This window comes from Pedobacter sp. ASV12 (assembly GCF_016429155.1).
In the GTDB taxonomy this organism is placed as follows: domain Bacteria; phylum Bacteroidota; class Bacteroidia; order Sphingobacteriales; family Sphingobacteriaceae; genus Pedobacter.
In genome coordinates, this window is sequence record NZ_JAELUC010000027.1 from 17,732 (window position 1) to 37,098 (window position 19,367).

At 44.5% G+C, this 19,367-nt stretch carries 13 protein-coding genes; 8 read left to right on the forward strand and 5 right to left on the reverse strand.

Annotation, left to right across the window (positions count from 1 at the left end):
• Positions 1 to 19: 19 nt before the first annotated feature.
• Positions 20 to 838 (reverse strand): 2,3,4,5-tetrahydropyridine-2,6-dicarboxylate N-succinyltransferase, encoded by an 819-nt coding sequence (locus JHD69_RS08835; RefSeq protein ID WP_199139431.1) that lies wholly within the window; start codon positions 836 to 838, stop codon positions 20 to 22.
• A 180-nt stretch (positions 839 to 1,018) separates the two neighbouring features.
• Between JHD69_RS08835 and JHD69_RS08840 the strand changes: the two genes are divergently transcribed.
• Positions 1,019 to 1,414 carry an RNA-binding S4 domain-containing protein gene (locus JHD69_RS08840; protein WP_199139433.1) on the forward strand — a complete coding sequence of 132 codons (396 nt, stop codon included), beginning with the start codon at positions 1,019 to 1,021 and terminating at the stop codon, positions 1,412 to 1,414.
• Between the two features lie 151 nt (positions 1,415 to 1,565).
• Here JHD69_RS08840 and JHD69_RS08845 read toward each other — a convergent pair whose 3' ends face one another.
• Entirely contained in the window at positions 1,566 to 2,321 is a 756-nt protein-coding gene (locus JHD69_RS08845; RefSeq protein WP_199139435.1) for an EcsC family protein, read from the reverse strand.
• A 145-nt stretch (positions 2,322 to 2,466) separates the two neighbouring features.
• Here JHD69_RS08845 and JHD69_RS08850 point away from each other — a divergent pair, with 145 nt between their 5' ends.
• The 6 genes from JHD69_RS08850 (at position 2,467) to JHD69_RS08875 (ending at position 14,662) form a co-directional block, all read left to right on the forward strand.
• Positions 2,467 to 4,386, forward strand: coding sequence for a TlpA family protein disulfide reductase (locus JHD69_RS08850; RefSeq protein WP_199139437.1), 1,920 nt, complete (start codon positions 2,467 to 2,469; stop codon positions 4,384 to 4,386).
• A gap of 351 nt (positions 4,387 to 4,737) precedes the next feature.
• Positions 4,738 to 5,820, forward strand: coding sequence for an efflux RND transporter periplasmic adaptor subunit (locus JHD69_RS08855; RefSeq protein WP_199139439.1), 1,083 nt, complete (start codon positions 4,738 to 4,740; stop codon positions 5,818 to 5,820).
• A 23-nt stretch (positions 5,821 to 5,843) separates the two neighbouring features.
• A complete protein-coding gene (locus JHD69_RS08860) occupies positions 5,844 to 9,023 on the forward strand; it encodes an efflux RND transporter permease subunit (protein WP_199139441.1) in 3,180 nt (1,059 codons plus the stop codon).
• Positions 9,007 to 10,440 carry a TolC family protein gene (locus JHD69_RS08865; RefSeq protein WP_199139443.1) on the forward strand — a complete coding sequence of 478 codons (1,434 nt, stop codon included), beginning with the start codon at positions 9,007 to 9,009 and terminating at the stop codon, positions 10,438 to 10,440. Before JHD69_RS08860 ends, JHD69_RS08865 begins: the two co-directional genes overlap by 17 nt.
• A 200-nt stretch (positions 10,441 to 10,640) precedes the next feature.
• Positions 10,641 to 12,560, forward strand: coding sequence for a TlpA family protein disulfide reductase (locus JHD69_RS08870; RefSeq protein ID WP_199139445.1), 1,920 nt, complete (start codon positions 10,641 to 10,643; stop codon positions 12,558 to 12,560).
• Positions 12,561 to 12,697: 137 nt separating this feature from the next.
• Positions 12,698 to 14,662: a tetratricopeptide repeat-containing sensor histidine kinase gene (locus JHD69_RS08875; protein ID WP_199139447.1), complete on the forward strand. Its 1,965-nt coding sequence runs from the start codon at positions 12,698 to 12,700 to the stop codon at positions 14,660 to 14,662.
• Between the two features lie 103 nt (positions 14,663 to 14,765).
• On the opposite strand, the gene JHD69_RS08880 is transcribed toward JHD69_RS08875, so the two are convergent.
• Positions 14,766 to 15,368 (reverse strand): OmpH family outer membrane protein, encoded by a 603-nt coding sequence (locus JHD69_RS08880; protein ID WP_199139449.1) that lies wholly within the window; start codon positions 15,366 to 15,368, stop codon positions 14,766 to 14,768.
• 315 nt (positions 15,369 to 15,683) lie between these two features.
• Here JHD69_RS08880 and gyrB point away from each other — a divergent pair, with 315 nt between their 5' ends.
• Positions 15,684 to 17,642, forward strand: coding sequence for a DNA topoisomerase (ATP-hydrolyzing) subunit B (gyrB, locus tag JHD69_RS08885; RefSeq protein WP_199139451.1), 1,959 nt, complete (start codon positions 15,684 to 15,686; stop codon positions 17,640 to 17,642).
• Between the two features lie 108 nt (positions 17,643 to 17,750).
• On the opposite strand, the gene JHD69_RS08890 is transcribed toward gyrB, so the two are convergent.
• Both JHD69_RS08890 and JHD69_RS08895 read right to left on the reverse strand, forming a co-directional pair.
• Complete coding sequence (locus JHD69_RS08890) at positions 17,751 to 18,677, reverse strand: bestrophin family protein (RefSeq protein WP_199139453.1); 927 nt, start codon at positions 18,675 to 18,677, stop codon at positions 17,751 to 17,753.
• 15 nt (positions 18,678 to 18,692) lie between these two features.
• A complete protein-coding gene (locus tag JHD69_RS08895; protein WP_199139454.1) occupies positions 18,693 to 19,193 on the reverse strand; it encodes a hypothetical protein in 501 nt (166 codons plus the stop codon).
• Positions 19,194 to 19,367 lie beyond the last annotated feature (174 nt).

Consider the following 19,367-nt stretch of genomic DNA (forward strand, 5'->3'; position numbering starts at 1 on the left):
TTTCAACCTTCCAACAATTTTATACGGCTACATTATTTTCCCTTAATGCGTCATTAAGCGAAGTCTTTTTATCGGTTGATTCCTTGCGTTTGCCAATGATCAAGGCGCATGGAACCTGAAATTCGCCAGCTGGGAATTTTTTGGTGTAAGAGCCTGGAATTACAACCGAACGTGCCGGAACTACGCCTTTGTGTTCAACCGGTTTTTCGCCGGTTACGTCAATAATTTTGGTCGATGCAGTTAAGACTACGTTAGCTCCCAATACGGCTTCTTTCTCTACGCGAACGCCTTCAACCACAATGGCTCTCGAACCGATAAAGCAATCGTCTTCAATAATAACAGGTGCGGCCTGTACCGGCTCTAAAACACCGCCAATCCCAACGCCACCGCTTAAGTGTACGCGTTTGCCAATTTGGGCACATGAGCCTACGGTTGCCCAGGTATCAACCATGGTACCCTCGTCTACATAAGCGCCAATGTTTACGTAAGAAGGCATCATGATCACGCCTTTGGCCAAGTAGGCGCCATAACGGGCAATGCCATGAGGGACTACGCGTACGCCGCTTTCTTTATAGTTGGTTTTCAGCTCCATTTTGTCGTGGAAAACAAAAGGGCCAACCTTAATTTCTTTCATTTCCTTGATTGGGAAATACAGGATCACGGCTTTCTTGATCCATTCGTTAATTCCCCAGCTATTTAAAACAGGCTCTGCAACGCGCAATTCGCCTTTGTCTAATCTTAAAATTACTTCTTCTATCGCTTCGCAATAGTTATTATAGGCTAATAAAGATCTATCTTCCCAAGCGGCTTCTACTAACTTTTTTAATTCTCCAATCATGGCTGTTTTTAAATTTTTTACAAAATAAATCAATTTTATGTATTGAACATTGTTTTCGTTGGTTTAATTTTGATTTTCGCCCAATACAACCGTCGCTTAAATGCAAGGAGCTAACAACGGATTTATATTTTTTGTTCTGGGCAATTGTTCGTTGCGCGGTTTGCGTATTTTTGAACGTTTATGGAAGAGAAATTAAGAATAGACAAATATTTGTGGGCCATTAGGCTGTTCAAAACACGTAGCCTGGCTACCGATGCCTGCAAGGCAGGGCGTATCAAGCTCAACGGACAGAATATCAAACCCTCGGCCATTGTAAAGGTGGGCGATGTTTACCAGGTATCTAAAGGCATAGAAAAGAAAATCATCGAAGTGGTTGAGCTTTCATATAACCGTACCGATGCCAAAATTGCCGTAACCAAATATAAGGACCTCACGCCGGTTGAAGAAACCCATGCCTTTAAATCGGTATTTCATGCGCCAAGCCTCAAACGCGATAGGGGAACGGGCCGCCCAACTAAAAAAGACAGACGGGAAACCGACGAATTGCTCGACAATTTTTTTGAGGAAGAGGACTAGTCGGGAGTTTAGATACGGAAGTCAGGAGTTGGGAGATTGCAGGTTCATGGCTAATGGTCTAAAGTTGATCGTTCATGGGCAATAATCTATGGTTCATCCTTGGTGGCCATTGATCATCCACTTAACACTTAGAACTCACTACCTTTAACTTTTAACCTTCCACCTCCCACCTCCCACCTTCAACTCCTTTATCCAACACCCTCATCCGATAAGCCATCATGGCTGTTTTGCCTAGCTTTTGGAGCAACTGGTAATTGGCTACCGCACCAACCGCGGCCCCAACTACAGGAAGCAATTGTGCCATTTTGGCCAAATCAATATAGTCGCGGTATTCTTGCTGAAAGGTCTGCCAGTTGAGCTGGTCGGCGCTTTCGGGCAGGATAATCAATTTGTTTTCCCAGTGCTGCATCTGCTTGAAGATATGCTGGGCACCTCTTTTACTCGAAAAAGCCAATTGAAAAATATGCAGGATGTAGAGCCGCTCGCGATAATCTTTTACATCGAAACCGTACAGCGAAGCAATTTCGAAGAGCAATTTGATTTTAATGCCGATCAGGATGGGGAAATCGGCCATGCTCATTAAAAAGCCTCCTGCGCCGGTAATGCCGCCTTCCGCCGCGCCGGTTTTGCTATACGAATCTATTTTCGCTTTGACCAGGGCCTCTCGGTGCAACAAGCTTATTTCGGGCACAGGCATTTTGGTGGTAGTGTAGGTAGAACCGAAAAGTACAGCCTTCACCATTTGCTTAATGGTAACGGTAATCGCTTTGTGTACTTTGGCTGGAATATAGTTGTTGATCTTGGTCTGTGCTTTTGTCGCCAAATTGCCCCATAGAGAGGGCTTTTTCATGAGCTCTAGCTCCCAAAATTGCAGTTCGTACCTGATCTGTTTCTCGTAGTTTTCCATGGTTAGCAGTCGATCTTCAAAAATCGTTCCCCAATTGATTAGACTACGGTTTAACAAATTATTACAACGAATATTTGGAAATGCAAAACAATAACTATAGTTTTAGTTTTTAACTAATTTTTTAGTTTTGTTAATTAGATTTATGATGAAAAAAACAGTAGCCTTATTTTTTATGATTTTTGCTTTGCTCGCGAAGGTACAGGCGCAAACCTTGAAATTTTCCAGTCTAAACCCCGAAATAGGGAAGCCGATAAGCTTCGAATACCATCCCAAGGGTGGCACGCTGGGGCAGTACTCCGACATCAAATGTGTAGCCAAGGCGTTTACGGATATCGACAACCCCAAACGCATAGCCGTTAATCTGGAGAAGATCGGTGACAGCTACAAAGGCACTTTCACGCCTACAGAATCTACGCATTTGGCACTGCTTGTTTTTTATGTTGGCGAAACGATTGACGAAAATCCGGCAGGCTACTTCACCAAATTTTACCGAAACGGGACAGCAACGCCAATGTCACTTTTGATAGAAGGCTACTTGTACGCCGGACTTGGCAACAGGTTGGTTAAGCTTAAAACAGACAATGCCAAGGCTTTTGATCGCTATGAGAAGGCTTTCCAAGCCGATCGCACGCTCAAGGAGAAATACCTAAACGAATACTTGGTTTCGCAGGGTTTGCTCAACAATGCCAAGGCGAACGAAATGGCCAGACAATACATCGGCATTTATGCCAAACGCGGCAATTCTGAAAAGAATCTCAACCAAATGGTTTCCCTTTATGCTTTTTTGAAGGATAAGAAAGCTCAAGATTCGGTAAATAAATTAATCAGAACCAAATATCCGCTAAGTACGGTAGCACTAAAATTTACGCTCGACAGTGTTTTCAGTCTACAGGCAGATGCCTATCAGAAGGAAGCGGCTTTTAAAAAGGCCATTGCCGATTTCAAGCTCGACCTGAACAAGAGCGCCGACTTGGCTAAGATTGGCGGTGCCATTAACCGGATGGGCATAGCGTTTATCAGTACAAAAAATAGCCAAAAAGTGGAAGAATTTATCGATATGAATCCATTAAAGGATACCCGGGCTATGTTTTATAACTCTTTTGCTGCGCAGAGCATCAGCACCAAAAAAGACCTCGATTTTGCCCTGGGGCTTTCTAAAAAATCATTGGATTTGATGGAAATGGTTATGCAGGAGGAAATGCCCGAGTACTTCAAGGATTATTACTATACTCAAGCAGGTTATTTAAAAGTCAGGCGTGGCTTTTATGAATCCTATAAAAATACCTACGCGGCTTTGTTGGCTGCTGCGGGCAGGGATGCGGAAGCGCTTGCCATGGTAACGGTTGCCGTCAAAGAAAACAATTATGAAAGCGTAGAACTTAATGAAAGGTATATCGACCTGTTGATCAAAAACGGAAAATCAGATCAGGTTAAGGCTTATGTTGAGCAATTTGTTAAGGCTGGAGTTTCTTCTGCAAAGCTCAAGGAAAACCTGAAAAGCGTTTACCAAGGCGCTACGCCATTCGAAGCTTATTATTCGGGGTTGGAAAAAGAAGCTAGTACCCTAGAAGAAGCCAAGCTAGCCAAAGAAATGATCAACATGCCTGCACCGGTTTTTACCTTAACCAACCTAAAAGGTGAAAAGGTAAGCTTAGCTAGTTTGAAAGGCAAAACCGTAATCGTTGATTTTTGGGCTACTTGGTGCGGACCTTGTCTCAATTCGTTTCCAGGTATGCAACTGGCCATCAATAAATATAAGGATGATCCCAGTGTGGTGTTTTTATTTGTCAATACCTGGGAACGAGACGACGAAAGGGAAAAGCTGGTCAAAGACTGGTTTGCCACCAAAAAGTACACCTTTAACATCTTGTTTGATTCTAAAAACAAAAATAATCCCAACGAATTTGAGGTGGTTGAAGCCTACAAAGTACCTGGCATTCCTACCAAGTTTGTCATTGACGGCAAAGGCAATATCCGCTTCAAGAAAGTTGGCGCTCCCGAAACCGACGAAGGAATTGTGAGAGAATTAGATACCATGATTTCGCTGGTTAAAAACAGCCAGTAAGCTCATTATTAATTTCTTAATTACCGCATAAAAAAGCAATAGTTTCTATTGCTTTTTTTGTTATCGGTCAAACTTAATGCTATAATCCCAAACTTAGTGTAAAACATACACTTTTTGCCTTGTGTTGTTTGTCATAAAATTGCCATGTGGCATCAGGGTGGCCTAATAATATGAATTTCAACTTCATTATAACTTCATAAATCTGTAGTTATTTCGTCCCCATATTAACCAGATAGGGAATTCTAATTTATTGAAACGGAAAGGTAGCATCTGATTACAGCCTACCGGTCTCGAAAATAGATTGACCTACAGAATGAGGAAAGAAAACAAATCAGATTAACTAATAAAACAATGAAAAGAAACGTCATATGCCTCGGTTTGAGTGCTTTGATTTACGTAACAGGTTGTACGTCAAAAAAAGAAGAGAAAGAAGAAGTTGTTACTTACGCAGTTACCTCTCCCTTACAAATCGACACTTCGTTTACTAAAGAGTATGTTTCGCAGATTAAATCTGTTCGCAACATTGAGGTGAGGGCCCAAGAGAAAGGCTATTTGCAAAACATTTATGTAGATGAAGGCCAGCATGTGCGTGCCGGACAGTTGCTGTTCAGGATTATGCCTAAGCTGTTCCAGGCGGAAGTTTTAAAGGCACAGGCCGAAAAACAGGCTGCCGAAATCGAGCTTCAAAATACCAAACTCCTGACTGACAAAAATGTAGTTTCGCAAAACGAATTGGCGATGGCCAAGGCCAAACTGCAATCGGCCAATGCCGAAACCTCGTTGGCCAAGCTTCATTTGTCGTTTACCGAAATCAGGGCCCCATTTGATGGCACGATTGATCGTATTCCTTTAAAACTGGGCAGTTTGGTTGATGAGGGCGCTTTGTTGACCAGTCTTTCTGATAACAGCCAGGTTTTTGCATATTTCAACGTTTCTGAACCTGAATACCTGAGCTACCAATCGTCGGCAAAGGCAAAAAACACACAAGATGTTGGGCTGCTTTTGGCCAACAACCAATTGCTCAAATCAAAAGGCAAGGTTGAGGTGATTGAAAGCGAATTTGACAACGAAACCGGAAACATCGCCTTCAGGGCAAGGTTTAACAATACCGATAATCTGCTGAGAAATGGCGAAACCGGCAAGATACAGATGGTAGTGCCTATCAAAAATGCCTTGGTAATTCCTCAAAAAGCAACTTACGACATCCAAGATAAAACCTATGTTTTTGTGGTGGATAACCGTAATGTGGTTCACTCAAGGGCGATTACAGTAACTGGCGAGCTGCCCGACCTGTACATCGTAGCCGATGGGATTAAAGCAGGAGACAAGATCTTGCTAGAAGGCGTTCAAAAGGCAAAAGACGACGATAAAATCACTTATAAGTTCCAAAATCCGCAAGAGGTGCTGAAACAGTTAAGATTAAAAGCAGAATAATTTAACCCCTTAAACTTAATCTTATGTTTGGCAAATTCATACAAAGGCCAGTCCTTTCTATAGTGATATCCCTTATTATTGTGTTTTTGGGTGCTTTGGCGATTTCTTACCTGCCCGTAACACAATTCCCTTCCATTTCGCCACCAAAGGTGAACATTACCGCCGAATACCCTGGCGCCAATAACGAGTTGTTGATCAAATCGGTGGTTATTCCGCTCGAGCGTGCACTTAATGGTGTACCCGGCATGAAATACATCGCTTCTGATGCCGGTAACGATGGAGAGGCCAGTGTTCAGGTCGTATTTAACCTGGGTACCGATCCTAACCAGGCTTCGCTTAACGTTCAGAACAGGGTAGCTGCGGTTACCAACAAGCTACCGCCGCTGGTAGTGCGCGAGGGCGTAAAAATCAGTCGCGAAGAATCCAACATGTTGATGTACATTAACTTGTACAGCAAAGACCCAAAAATGGACGAAAACTTCCTTTACAACTATGCAGATATCAATTTGTTGTCTGAATTGAAAAGGGTTGATGGCGTAGGTTTCGCCGATATTTTGGGTAACCGCGAGTATGCCATGCGTATTTGGCTGAAGCCAGACCGTATGCAGGCCTACAAGATTTCGGCCGATGAGGTAATGAAATCCCTCGACGAGCAAAGTTTGGAAGCATCGCCAGGCAAAACCGGCGAAAGTTCGGGCAAGCGCTCACAGGCTTTTGAATATGTATTGAAATATTCGGGCAGGTTCAGCACCAAGCAAGATTATGAAAACATCGTGCTAAGAGCCAATCCCAATGGCGAATTGTTGCGCTTAAAAGATGTAGCCGATATCGAGTTCGGCAGTTCGATGTACGATTTGTATTCGCACATTAACGGAAGGCCTTCGGCCGCTATCGTGTTGAAACAGTCTTATGGCAGCAACGCGAGCCAGGTAATTAAAGACGTGAAGGCGAAAATGGCCGAAATCAAAGACAGCTCCTTCCCCAAAGGGCTGGATTATGAAATCAGCTACGACGTTTCCAAGTTCCTTGATGCTTCGATAGAAAAAGTAATCCACACCTTGATTGAAGCCTTTATTTTGGTGGGCCTGGTGGTTTTCTTATTCCTTGGCGACTGGCGTTCAACGCTAATCCCGGCCATTGCAGTACCAGTATCGCTGATCGGAACCTTTGTGTTTATGCAGTTCTTCGGCATTACGCTTAACCTGATCACTTTGTTTGCCCTGGTATTGGCTATTGGGGTGGTGGTAGACGACGCGATTGTGGTAATTGAAGCGGTACACGCCAAGATGGAGCATAATCCAAAGCTTTCGCCATTGAGAGCTACACAACAGGCGCTTCGGGAAATCAGCGGAGCCATTATTGCCATTACCTTTTTAATGGCCTCGGTATTTATTCCGGTAGCCTTTATGTCGGGTCCCGTAGGTATTTTCTACAGGCAGTTCTCCATTACCATGGCTACCGCCATTATCTTGTCGGGTATTGTGGCCTTAACGCTTACGCCGGCCTTGTGTGCCATTATGTTGAAAAACACGCACGGCAAAGCCAAAAAGAAAAGCATTGTGGATAAGGCCATCGATGGTTTCAACAACTGGTTTGGCCGATTGACCGGCAGGTATGAACGCATTTTAAACAAGGTAGTGAGCCGTCGCATATTTACTTTTGGCGCATTGGGGATATTTTGTTTGGGTATTTGGTTTTTGAATGGAAGCGTACCTACAGGATTTATCCCTAACGAGGATCAAGGCATGGTTTATGCCATTATCCAAACGCCGCCGGGCTCGACGCTCGAACGTACCAACGAGATTTCGGAGCAGCTCCAAAAAATGTCTGAAGGCATTGAAGGCGTAAAATCGGTATCATCATTGGCTGGTTACGAAATCCTGACCGAAGGTACAGGCGCAAACTCTGGAACCTGTTTGATTAACCTGAAAGACTGGCACGAACGCAAAAACTCGGCTCAGGATATTATCAACGAATTAGAGCAAAAGGCAAAATCAATTCCAGGTGCTACCATCGAATTTTTCCAGCCACCAGCAGTACCTGGTTATGGTGCGGCAGGCGGTTTCGAACTCCGCTTGCTGGATAAAGCGGGTAGTGGCGACTATAAAAAAATGGAAACCGTAGCCAACGATTTTGTGCGCGAGCTGAACAAGCAAAAGGAACTTTCATCTGTATTTACCTTCTACAGCTCAAGTTTTCCGCAATACATGCTTAAAATAGACAATGATGTGGCGCAGCAAAAAGGCGTTACCATTGACAATGCCATGAATACCCTTTCTACTTTTGTGGGCAGTAATTATGAAACCAGTTTCATTAAATACGACCGTCAATATAAGGTAATGGTACAGGCTTTGCCACAATACAGGGCCTTGCCAGAAGATATTCTTAAGCTTTCGGTGAAGAACAGCCGCGATGAAATGGTGCCTTTCTCTGCCTTTATGCACATGGAAAGGGTATATGGTTTGTCGGAGATTACAAGACACAACATGTACAATGCCGCCGAGATTAGCGGACAGGCAGCGCCAGGCTACAGCTCGGGCGAAGCCATTAAAGTAATTAGCGAAGTAGCCAAGAAAACACTGCCTAGGGGCTTTGGTATCGATTGGGCTGGTATTTCTAAGGACGAGGTATCGCGTGGCAACGAAGCCATCTATATCTTCCTCATTTGTTTAGGTTTCGTTTATCTGGTGCTTGCCGCCCAATATGAGAGCTTTATCTTGCCACTTTCGGTCATCCTGTCTTTGCCTGCCGGTTTGTTTGGCGCCTTTTTGTTCCTCAAGGTATTTGGATTAGAAAACAACATCTATGCGCAGGTGGCCATGGTGATGCTCATTGGTTTGCTGGGTAAGAATGCGGTGCTGATCGTAGAATTTGCGGCGCAACGCCATAGCCAGGGAGCTTCCATCCTCAAATCGGCCCTTGAAGGTGCCAAGGTGCGTTTCCGTCCGATTTTAATGACCTCTTTCGCTTTCATTGCAGGTTTAATTCCGTTGATGATTGCCACAGGGCCCGGAAAAATCGGCAACAGGACCATCGGAACCGCGGCTGCCGGAGGCATGCTTTTCGGAACGCTTTTCGGCGTGGTTATTATTCCAGGCTTGTATTTGGTTTTTGGAAAAATAGCGGCCAGGCGCAAGCTGATCAAGATTGAAGAAGAACATCCGTTAACCGAAGAAATTGAAGACAATGTTAAGAGAAAATAGCCTAAAAGGCCTTGGCCTGGCTTTGATATGTGTTGCTTATTCGGCCTGTAAAGTGCCAGAGTTTACGCAACGTGCCGAAAATAAAAATGTGCCAACAAGTTTTGGTACCTCAACAGATACCTTAAACAGTGCAAACATCCAATGGCGCAAGTTTTTTACCGATCCCGATTTGGTGAACCTCATTGATACGGCCTTGAAAAACAATCAGGAGCTGAATATGACCCTACAGGAAATCGAAATTGCCAAAAACGAGGTGAGGGCCAAAAAAGGCGAGCTTTTACCTAGCGTAAGCTATGGCGCCGGTGCCGGATTAGAAAAGGTTGGCCGTTATACCAGTTCTGGCGCGGGCGATGCCTCTACCGATATTACACCGGGTAAAGGCGTACCAGATGTATTGCCCGATTATAAATTTGGCTTACAGGCCGAATGGGAAGCCGATATCTGGCATAAATTGCGCAATTCGAAGAAAGCCGCAGTTGCCCGATACCTATCAACCGTTGAAGGCAAAAACTTTGTGGTAACCAATCTGGTGGCCGAAGTAGCCAATTCTTACTACGAGCTGTTGGCTTTGGATAACCAGTTGGATATTGTGAAAAAGAATATCGCCCTGCAAAGCAATGCCTTGGAACTGATGAAAATCCAGAAACAAGCCACCCGCGTTACCGAGCTTGCCGTTAGGAAATTCGAAGCCGAGGTGCTGAATTCGAAAAGCATGGAATTCGATATCCAAAAAGACATTGTCAACACCGAAAATAAGATCAATTTCTTGCTGGGTCGCTTTCCGCAACCTATTCCAAGAAGCAAGGCCAACTTTACCGATTTGGTGCCACCAAGCATTCAAGAAGGGCTTCCGTCGCAATTGTTGGCCAATCGCCCCGATATTAAACAGGCGGAGCTCGACCTGGTGGCAGCGAAACTGGATGTTAAAGTGGCCAAAGCCAAGTTCTATCCTTCGCTGGGCATTTCTGCATCAATTGGTTACCAGGCTTTTAACCCTTCATATTTGCTCAGAACGCCCGAATCGATATTCTATTCGCTGGCTGCCGATCTGGCAGGGCCGCTGATCAACAAAAATGCCATCAAAGCCGATTATTTAACGGCCAATGCCAAGCAATTGCAGGCAGTTTATAATTATGAACGCAGTATTTTAAATGGCTATATCGAAGTAGCCAATCAGTTGTCTAACCTCAGCAACCTACAAAAAAGCTACGATTTAAAAGCCAAGCAGGCCAAGGCACTCACTGAATCGATCGAGATTTCGAATGATTTGTTCAAATCGGCCAGGGCCGATTATTTTGAAGTGCTGATGACCCAGCGCGATGCCTTGGAATCGAAACTGGAACTGATCGAAACCAAAAAACAGCAACTTAATGCCGTGGTTAATATTTACCAGGCTTTGGGAGGAGGCTGGAATTAAAATACGCTGATCTCGTTTGATCATCATCTTCGCGGCGTTGTAGTATGCACACAGAAGTTTTACTGGTGTTTATTACAGCGCCGTTTGTTTTGTTGTAACGGTTAACTTGTAGTTAATCAGCAAGAAATCGCTCAAAAATTTGGAAGTTTAAAATGCAAACTATATATTTAGTTAACCTTAAACCCTAAACCAAATTAATCATGAGAAAATTAGTTTTATCGGCGGTATTGGCCTTGGCCCTGGCTGGAGCCCAGGCGCAGCACATTAAGTTTTCGCCGGCCATGCCTGTAGCCGGTCAACCTTTATCGTTCGAATATGATGCCAAAGGTGGCAAACTCGATGGTTTGGCCAATGTAAAATGCGTGGCACAGACTTTCGTAAACAAAAAACAGAAAGTAGTAAATGTAGACCTCACCAAGGAGGGGTCTGTTTACAAAGGCGATTTTACACCGGTGGATAGTACGGCCATCGTTGTGCTTACTTTTGCTGCCGATGGTACCAAAGACGATAACCCTAACGGCTATTACACGCTTTTTTATAAAGACGGTAAACCTACGGCCATGGCTTATTATTGGGAGGCGCTTTATTACAACGGTATGGGCGCTGCCTTGGCGGGCATCAAATCAGACAAAACCAAAGCCATTGCAGCCTATGAGAAAGCGTTTGACGCCGATCCGAACATGAGGGGCCCAAATATAATCAGCTATTTGGCGCTCCAGTACGGCGCAGATAAAGCCAAAGGCGAGCAAATGATCCAGCATGAACTCTTATCGCTAAATAAAGCGGCCAAAATGAGCGAAGACGACATGATTAAGACCGCTAATTTGTACACTGTGCTAAAGCGCAAATCAGCAGCAGATTCGGTTTATAATCTGATTAAAATCCAATACCCGAAGGGCAGCTATGCCTATAATAAAAGTGCCAATGCCATCTATAACGAAAAAGATGCCGTAAAAATGGAGGCCCTCCTCAAAAAGCTGACAGCCGATTTTGGCCTTGATCCCAATAAAAAGGCAGATGCAGATAAATTGGAAGGCTTTTATGCCCAAGTGGCCAGTGCGTATGGCTTGGCCAAAAACAATGAAAAATTTGAATTTTATAGCAACAAGATAAGCAATAAGATTACTTTGGCCTCCCTTTATAATACCTATGCATGGGCTGGTGCTGAAAAAAAGGAAAATATGCCTTTCAGTGCCAAAATCTCGAAAAAATCGCTCGAGCTTTTAGAGGCGGCTAAAAACGACCCCATGCCAGCTTATTATGCTTCAAAAGAAAGCTACCTCAAAGGCATAGAAGGCAATTACGCCTCTTACGCAGATACTTATGCCTTATTGCTTGATCATTTGGGCAAAAGCGAGGAAGCGTTGAAGTATCAGGAAAAAGCGGTGAATATGAACAACTTTAGCAGCCCCGATATGAATGTCCGCTTTGTTTCTTTCCTTAAAAAGAACAACAGAAATGAAGATGTGGTTAAGTACGCCGAGAGGTTTGTCAGAGAGGGCCAAGGCACCGAGCAATTGAAAACAGATCTTAAAGCGGCCTATAAAGGTGCGCAACCATTTGACGCCTATTATGGTTCCTTAGAAAAAGAAGCTATGGCCAAAGAAAGAGCCAAGTTTGAAAAAGAAATGATCAACAGGCCAGCGCCGGCATTCGCCCTGATGAATTTAAAGGGAGAAAAAGTTTCGCTGGCCAGTCTTAAAGGTAAGGTAGTTATTGTCGATTACTGGGCAACCTGGTGCGGCCCTTGCGTGGCCTCTTTCCCAGGCATGCAAAAAGCCGTTGATAAGTACAAAAACAATCCTAACGTGGTATTCTTGTTTGTCAATACTTGGCAAAACGAAGATAACAGGGAAAAGGTAGTGAAAGACTTTATGGCCGGCACAACTTATACCTTTAATGTGTTGTTCGATACCAAAAACAAGCAGGATCCCAGCAGGTTCGATGTTATAGATAGCTACAATTTAAACGGCGACGGAATCCCGCAGAAATATATCATTGATGGCAACGGAAACATCCGGTTTAAAAAAGTTGGTTTTTCGGGTAGCGCCGATGGAACAGTCAAAGAACTAGACATGATGATAGAATTGGCCAAAGGAGCCTCGCAGAACAGCAAATAAGTGTAAAAAAGCCCCAGAATCCTGGGGCTTTTTTTTTGGCCAATATCCCCTTTTCCAATTGCAGGTTTAGCCGGGACTTGAAAAATCCACGAAAACCAGTATTTTAATTTCCTTATCAATTATTCAAATTTGTAGTAATGAGGAATCTTTTTATTGTACTGGCCCTGGTATTGGTGTCGTTTTTGCCGGCAACGGCGCAAATGCCTTTTACCAGAAAATATAATGCCGATACGCTCGAAAATGCACTTAAAAAGGCAGGATCTGACGAGGAAAAGGCCCGTCTCAACTGCTTGCTGTCTCTGTACTGGTCGCTTAGCGATACGGCAAAGGCCAAGCCTTACCTGCAGCAGGCCATGAAGCTCGGCCGGGTTTCTCCTTTTCTCCGGTCGGTTTATCCTTATTGCCAAGCCTATATCTGCTGGGATACCGATCAGGCGCGCAGCGAAACGCTTTTTATGCAGGTAAGCCAAAACCTGGCGCGCTTCAAAAGCCCGGAAGCCTTCTTTTTAAGGGCCAAAAGCCTGCGTAATTATGCCTTGCACCAACAGGCCAAAGACAATGCCAAGGGCTACGTAAACGCTTTGCTTGAGGCTATCCCGCTGGCAAAACAGAGTAACGACAGTACCTTAATTGGTATGTTGCACCAAGATGTAGCCATGACTTTCATGAACGGTGGGCAGTTTGAAAAATCGGCCGAGTATTATCAAACGGCCATTGCCTATTACAACAACACGAAAACACCTTACACTGATTTGGTCAAGGCTTACGCCTTGCTGGTAGAGAACTATGCCTATGCCGGCAAGAACCTGGAAGAGGCCAAGCCCATCTTGGCCAAGATCGGTAAAATTTTAAAAGGGAAGCCCATCACTGTAGCCAGTGCCGAATATGACCTGGCCGCGGGCATGTATTATAGGGCGGTTAAAGACTATGCCAACAGTTTGAAAAAATTCGATGAAGGCATACAGGCGGCTAAAAGCCTTCAGGATGCCTACATGCTCAAGCAAATGTCTTATCAGAAATATTTCATTTACCAAGAACAGCGCAACTACAAGGCCGCCCTGGCGGTGCTCTTCGATTTCATGAAGGCTGAACCCAAGCTGTCAATCCACAACCGGCAACGGGTTTATTTCGATCTTGCTGAAACCTATGCCGGAATGGGGCAAATGCCCGAGGCCTATCAATGGCTCAAGCAATATTCGACCATTAGAGACAGTGTTTTCGATGCCAGCCTTAAACAGGAAATAGGGGCCATGGAAGTGAAGTTCAAAAATGTAGAGAACAAGAAAAAAATAGCCGAGCTCGAAGCCGAGAAAAAAGAAGCGGCCCTCAAAGCCAAGAACAATCGCCTGTTTAGTTGGCTGTTGGGCATGGGTTGCCTGGCCTTGGCTTGTGTAGCGCTGTTTGCCTATCAGCTTTACCGGAAGAACAAAAAGCTGGCAGCCCAACAGTTGAAGGAAATAGAGCAGCAGCAAGCCTTAAAACTAACACAAGCCATGCTGCAGGGCGAAGAACGTGAAAGGGGGAGGGTGGCCCGCGACCTGCACGATGGCATAGGGGGGCTTTTGGCCGGGATTAAAATCAATCTTTCAAGACAATCGAAAATGGAAAAACAGCAAAGCCTTGACGGAATAATCTTGCAGATAGACCACTCTGTAACAGAACTGCGCAGGATTGCCCGCAACATGATGCCTGAGAGCCTGCTGAAGGTAGGCCTGGAAGCGGCCTTGCGCGATCTTTGCGAATCGTTGGCCACTACCGAAGCGCCAATCGAGTTTCAGGCTTATGGGATCAGCAAAAAACTGCCGGCAGTAACACAAGCCAATATCTATAGAATTGTACAGGAAATTTTGTCGAATGCCGTACGCCATGCCGAGGCTTCGAAAATCATGCTGCAATGCAGCCAGCACGAAAGCGTTTTCCTGATCGATGTAGAAGACAATGGCAAAGGCTTTGATACATCGGTAAGTTCAACCGGAGGCATGGGTTTCGATAACATCAACAATCGTGTGGCTTATCTTAAAGGCAGTTTAGCCATTACATCGAATATTGGCCAAGGTACGGCAGTTCACATCGAGCTCCATACCGGCGAATCGCGTAGTTAAATAAGGCAGCAAGAGCAACCGTATGGCGTGTTTTGACTTGTACAATGTTCCAATAAAAAAGCCCCGAACAACCGGGGCTTTTTAAGATTTATAGCTTTTTTGCTTATTTTTTGTCTTTAGTGTAAGCTTCGTTCAGTCCTTTTAAAACTTCGCTGGTTACATCAAGGCTTTCGTCGGCAAACAAGATGGCGCTATTGCCTTTGGCATAAGTCAACACCATTTTGTAGCCTTTGGTTTTGGCATAGCCTTTCAAGAAATCGGCTACCTTGTTGTAAAGGGCTTCTTGCTCTTTGGCTTGCTCGTTTTGCAGGGCAGCGCCGGCATTTTGCTGGTAAGCTTGCAGTTCTTGTTGCTTGCGGCCCAAACGTTGCTCGGTGGCTGCTCTTTGGTCGGCCGAAAGGGTACCTTGCTGTTGCTGGTATTGTTGTACTTCACGTTGGAAAGCCTGTTGCTTAGCTGTTAAATCGGTTTCAGCCGCTTTGCCTTTGGTTTCCATTTTGGTTTTAAGGTCTTTAAAGTATTCGTATTTGGTCAGCAACGAATCAGAATTCACATACACGATTTTGTCTTCAGCGGTTACCGAAGCGGTGCTGGTTTTTGCTGGAGTAGTTTCGGTTTTGTTTTCTTTATTTCCGCAAGCGGCCATTACAGAAACAAGTGCCGTTGCCGTAAGTAGGCTGCCTAGTTTTAAAGTTGTTATTTTCATCTATAATTAATTTGTTTTTCAATGCTTGCGAAGCTTGCCCAAACCGGTGCAGGTTTCGTGTTGTTTTTTAGTTTTTAAGGGTGTCTTTAGGTTTGAACGCGGTTGATTTACACTTTATTACCTCTCTTTTTCTTTTCCTTGCCCGAGGTTCAAATCTGCTAAATTTTAGCAAATATAAAAATCAAAACCGACTATCCTAAAAACAAGCTTTTTTTAATCGTTTTTATGTGATTTTAACACGCAAATAGTTATCCACATCTGCCTTAATTCGGCAAAAAATCGTTATTTTTGATTCTTTAAGTATTAAACAAAATTATGAGCGAAGAAAAAGATCCAAAGTCAAATTATTCGGCAGATAATATACAGGTTTTAGAAGGTTTAGAAGCTGTTCGAAAGCGTCCTTCCATGTATATTGGTGATACTGGGGTTAAGGGTTTGCACCACTTGGTTTACGAGGTGGTAGACAACTCTATTGACGAGGCGTTGGCAGGCTACTGTACAGACATTTTTGTCACCATTCATAAAGGCAACTCAATTACCGTAGAAGATAATGGCCGTGGTATTCCAACCGGCATCAATACCAAAGAAGGCAAGTCGGCCTTGGAAATCGTAATGACGGTTTTGCATGCCGGTGGTAAATTCGATAAGGACACCTACAAAGTATCGGGTGGTTTGCACGGTGTGGGGGTAAGCTGCGTTAACGCGCTGTCTGTCCACGTCAAAACCGTGGTGCACCGCGAAGGCAAAATCTTTACCCAAGAGTACGAAAGGGGCAAGCCTTTGTTTGACGTCAAAGAAATCGGGGTTTCTGACAAAACCGGTACGATTCAAACGTTCCAGCCAGATGCCGAAATATTTACCCAAACTACCGAATACCGTTACGATACCTTGGCTAGCCGTTTGCGCGAGTTGGCCTTTCTCAACAAGGGCATCAGCCTTACGCTAACCGACGAGCGCGAAACCAACGAAGATGGTTCTTACCTGTCGGAGGTTTTCAAATCTGAAGGCGGTTTAAAAGAGTTTGTCCAGTTTTTGGATGGCACCCGCCCGTCGCTAATTCCCGAGCCAATTTATGTAGAAGGCATTAAAAGCGGCATTCCGGTTGAGTTGGCCATGCAGTACAACGACAGCTACTCGGAAAACGTACACTCTTATGTAAACAACATCAATACCCACGAAGGTGGTACCCATATCGCAGGTTTTAGGCGCGGCTTAACCCGTACCTTAAAAGCTTATGCCGAAAAATCGGGATTGCTGAAAAACGTAAAATTCGAAATCACCGGCGACGACTTTAGGGAAGGCTTAACCGCTGTAGTTTCGGTAAAGGTACAAGAGCCTCAATTTGAAGGGCAGACCAAAACCAAATTAGGTAACTCTGAGGTAATGGGTGCGGTTGATGTGGCCGTTGGCGAAGCATTGGGCAATTATTTGGAAGAAAATCCGAAAGAAGCCAAAATGATCGTTAACAAGGTTATTTTAGCGGCTACAGCCCGCGCGGCAGCCCGCAAGGCCCGCGAAATGGTACAACGCAAAAGCGTCATGGGTGGTTCTGGCTTGCCAGGCAAACTGGCCGACTGTTCTGATTCTGATCCGGAAAGATGCGAATTATACCTGGTAGAGGGCGACTCGGCGGGTGGTACTGCCAAGCAAGGCCGCGACCGTAATTTTCAAGCTATTCTGCCCTTAAAAGGAAAGATCCTGAACGTAGAAAAAGCCATGGAGCACAAAATCTACGAAAACGACGAGATCAAGAACATGTTTACCGCCTTGGGCGTAAGCATCGGTACCGAAGACGACGACAAAGCACTGAACCTGACCAAGCTTCGCTACCACAAAATTATCATCATGACGGATGCTGATATCGACGGATCGCACATTACTACGCTGATCCTCACTTTCTTCTTCCGCTACATGAAGAGCTTGATCGAAGCCGGTTATGTATATATCGCTGCGCCGCCGCTTTATCAGGTTAAAAAAGGTAAGGATTTTGAATATTGCTGGAACGATCAGCAACGCGATGCTGCGGTGCAACGTTTAAAAGGTGCCGGTAAGGAAGAAAGCGTTCATATCCAACGTTACAAAGGTTTGGGAGAGATGAACGCCGAACAGCTGTGGGAAACTACGCTGAACCCGGCAACCCGTACGCTGTTAAAAGCGACCATCGAAAATGCAGCCGAGTGCGACCATACTTTCTCTATGCTGATGGGCGACGAAGTTGCACCACGTAGGGAATTTATCGAACGCAATGCGAAATATGCGAAGATTGATGCCTAGGCATTAATCAATAGCTCATAGGCTACAGCCATAAAAATTGAACCCTCCTTGCCAAAGCTTGGAGGGTTCGTTGTTTATTAGGAGTAAAGAATGTGGCGTTGTTGGTTGCTACAAGATATAGTAAGAGCCAATCGGAGCCATTTCGGCATGTGGCTTGTCTTCGTACAGCTTGTGGTCGTCGAGCATTTGGCAGAGGTCTTTTTCAATGTTTCTGCAAATGGTGGTGGTTGGCGTATCGGTAGGCTTGTTCTCGAATGGGTCTTGCAGGTGAACGGCCATCTTTTCTACCAAGAGGAAGAAAGTAGCAATGGCAATAACCACCGGAACCTCCATGTAGCCAAAATACTCGATCAGGCCAAAAGGCAGCAATACAATGAACAAATGGATAGACATGTTGATGTACTTGCTGTAGGTGACCGGAAAAATGGTATTCTTGATCCTTTCCGATCCGCCCATGTGGTTACACAATGCCGTTAGGGTTTTGTCTATCTCAATCTGTTGGTACTGATTGATCCAGCCTTCTATCAGTGCCTTTTTCAAATCCATGGCATGCAGTTCGAGCAGGGCCACCGTTACGTTGCGCTGCTTTTTAATAAACTGCAGCTCTTCCTTGTCCAGGTATCTTTCCAGCCCCTTGGCAGCGCTTTGCCCCCTCAAACCTTGGCTTAAGGCAAAACACCAGGCAATTTGGCGCTTGATGAAACGGTTCTTGAAACGTTCAATCTCATCAAGCCCATAGGGATTGTCTACGAAAGAAAGGATCTGACGAGCCAGCGACCTCGAATCGTTTACAATGGCACCCCAAAGAATGCGGGCTTCCCACCACCTGTCGTAAGCCTGGTTTGACCTGAAGGCCAACAAAAGGGATATGATGGTACCCAAAAGTGCTGGAACAGCCACAGGAATGGAGATGCGCGTAACATGGAAGTTTTCGTAAAGTACCACGATGCCAATCGAATAACTGATGACAAAAATGAGCTCTTTTTTAATCTTTCCAAAAATGTAGGTAAAGGGAATATTGTTTCGTAACAGCATAAAAATTAAGTTTAATTAGATACTACTTACCGCTTTAACGGTTTCTTGAGGCATCCTGGTTTCAAATAAATTGTCGCCAATGGCGATATCGGTAATGTTCAGTTCAAATACCCTGCATCCAGCGCGCATGATCAGGTAGTTGGGATCGATGCTGTATTTGTTGATGGGGCAAAAATCGTAGTCCTGCGGATAGGCAATGGCATCAACCTGCAAAGCCTCCAGCAAATTCTTAAAGGCTACCAAGGTGCTGCCATAAAAATACTCGATGCCGATTCGGCCAATCTTCGAACCGTACTTTTGCTTGTAATGGTCCATTTTTTGATAAAAGGCATCGCTTACATGCTCATAGTCTCGGCTTCTTCTGCTCAGCATCAGCATGTCGGTAATCGAATCAGACAGTTTAAAGGCATGCAGGAAAATAATGTTGAGCTCGTTACAGTTCTGCGTCAACAGAAAGGCATCAATAATTTTGGTGCTTTCTGGATTGAAATCGGTTGGGACCAATAAAGTTTTCATGGTTTTTATCTTGTTTAAGTGATCGAATGCTTAATTGATACAAGATTAGCCCTCAAAAATTATAGCCGTATAAGAGCGAGATTAGAATTAGATTAGAATTTAAGCTAAAAGGAGAAAGAAGGAGAATTGGAGTAGAAAAAGATCGCTTTGTAGCATAATCTCTGGCCAGTTAAC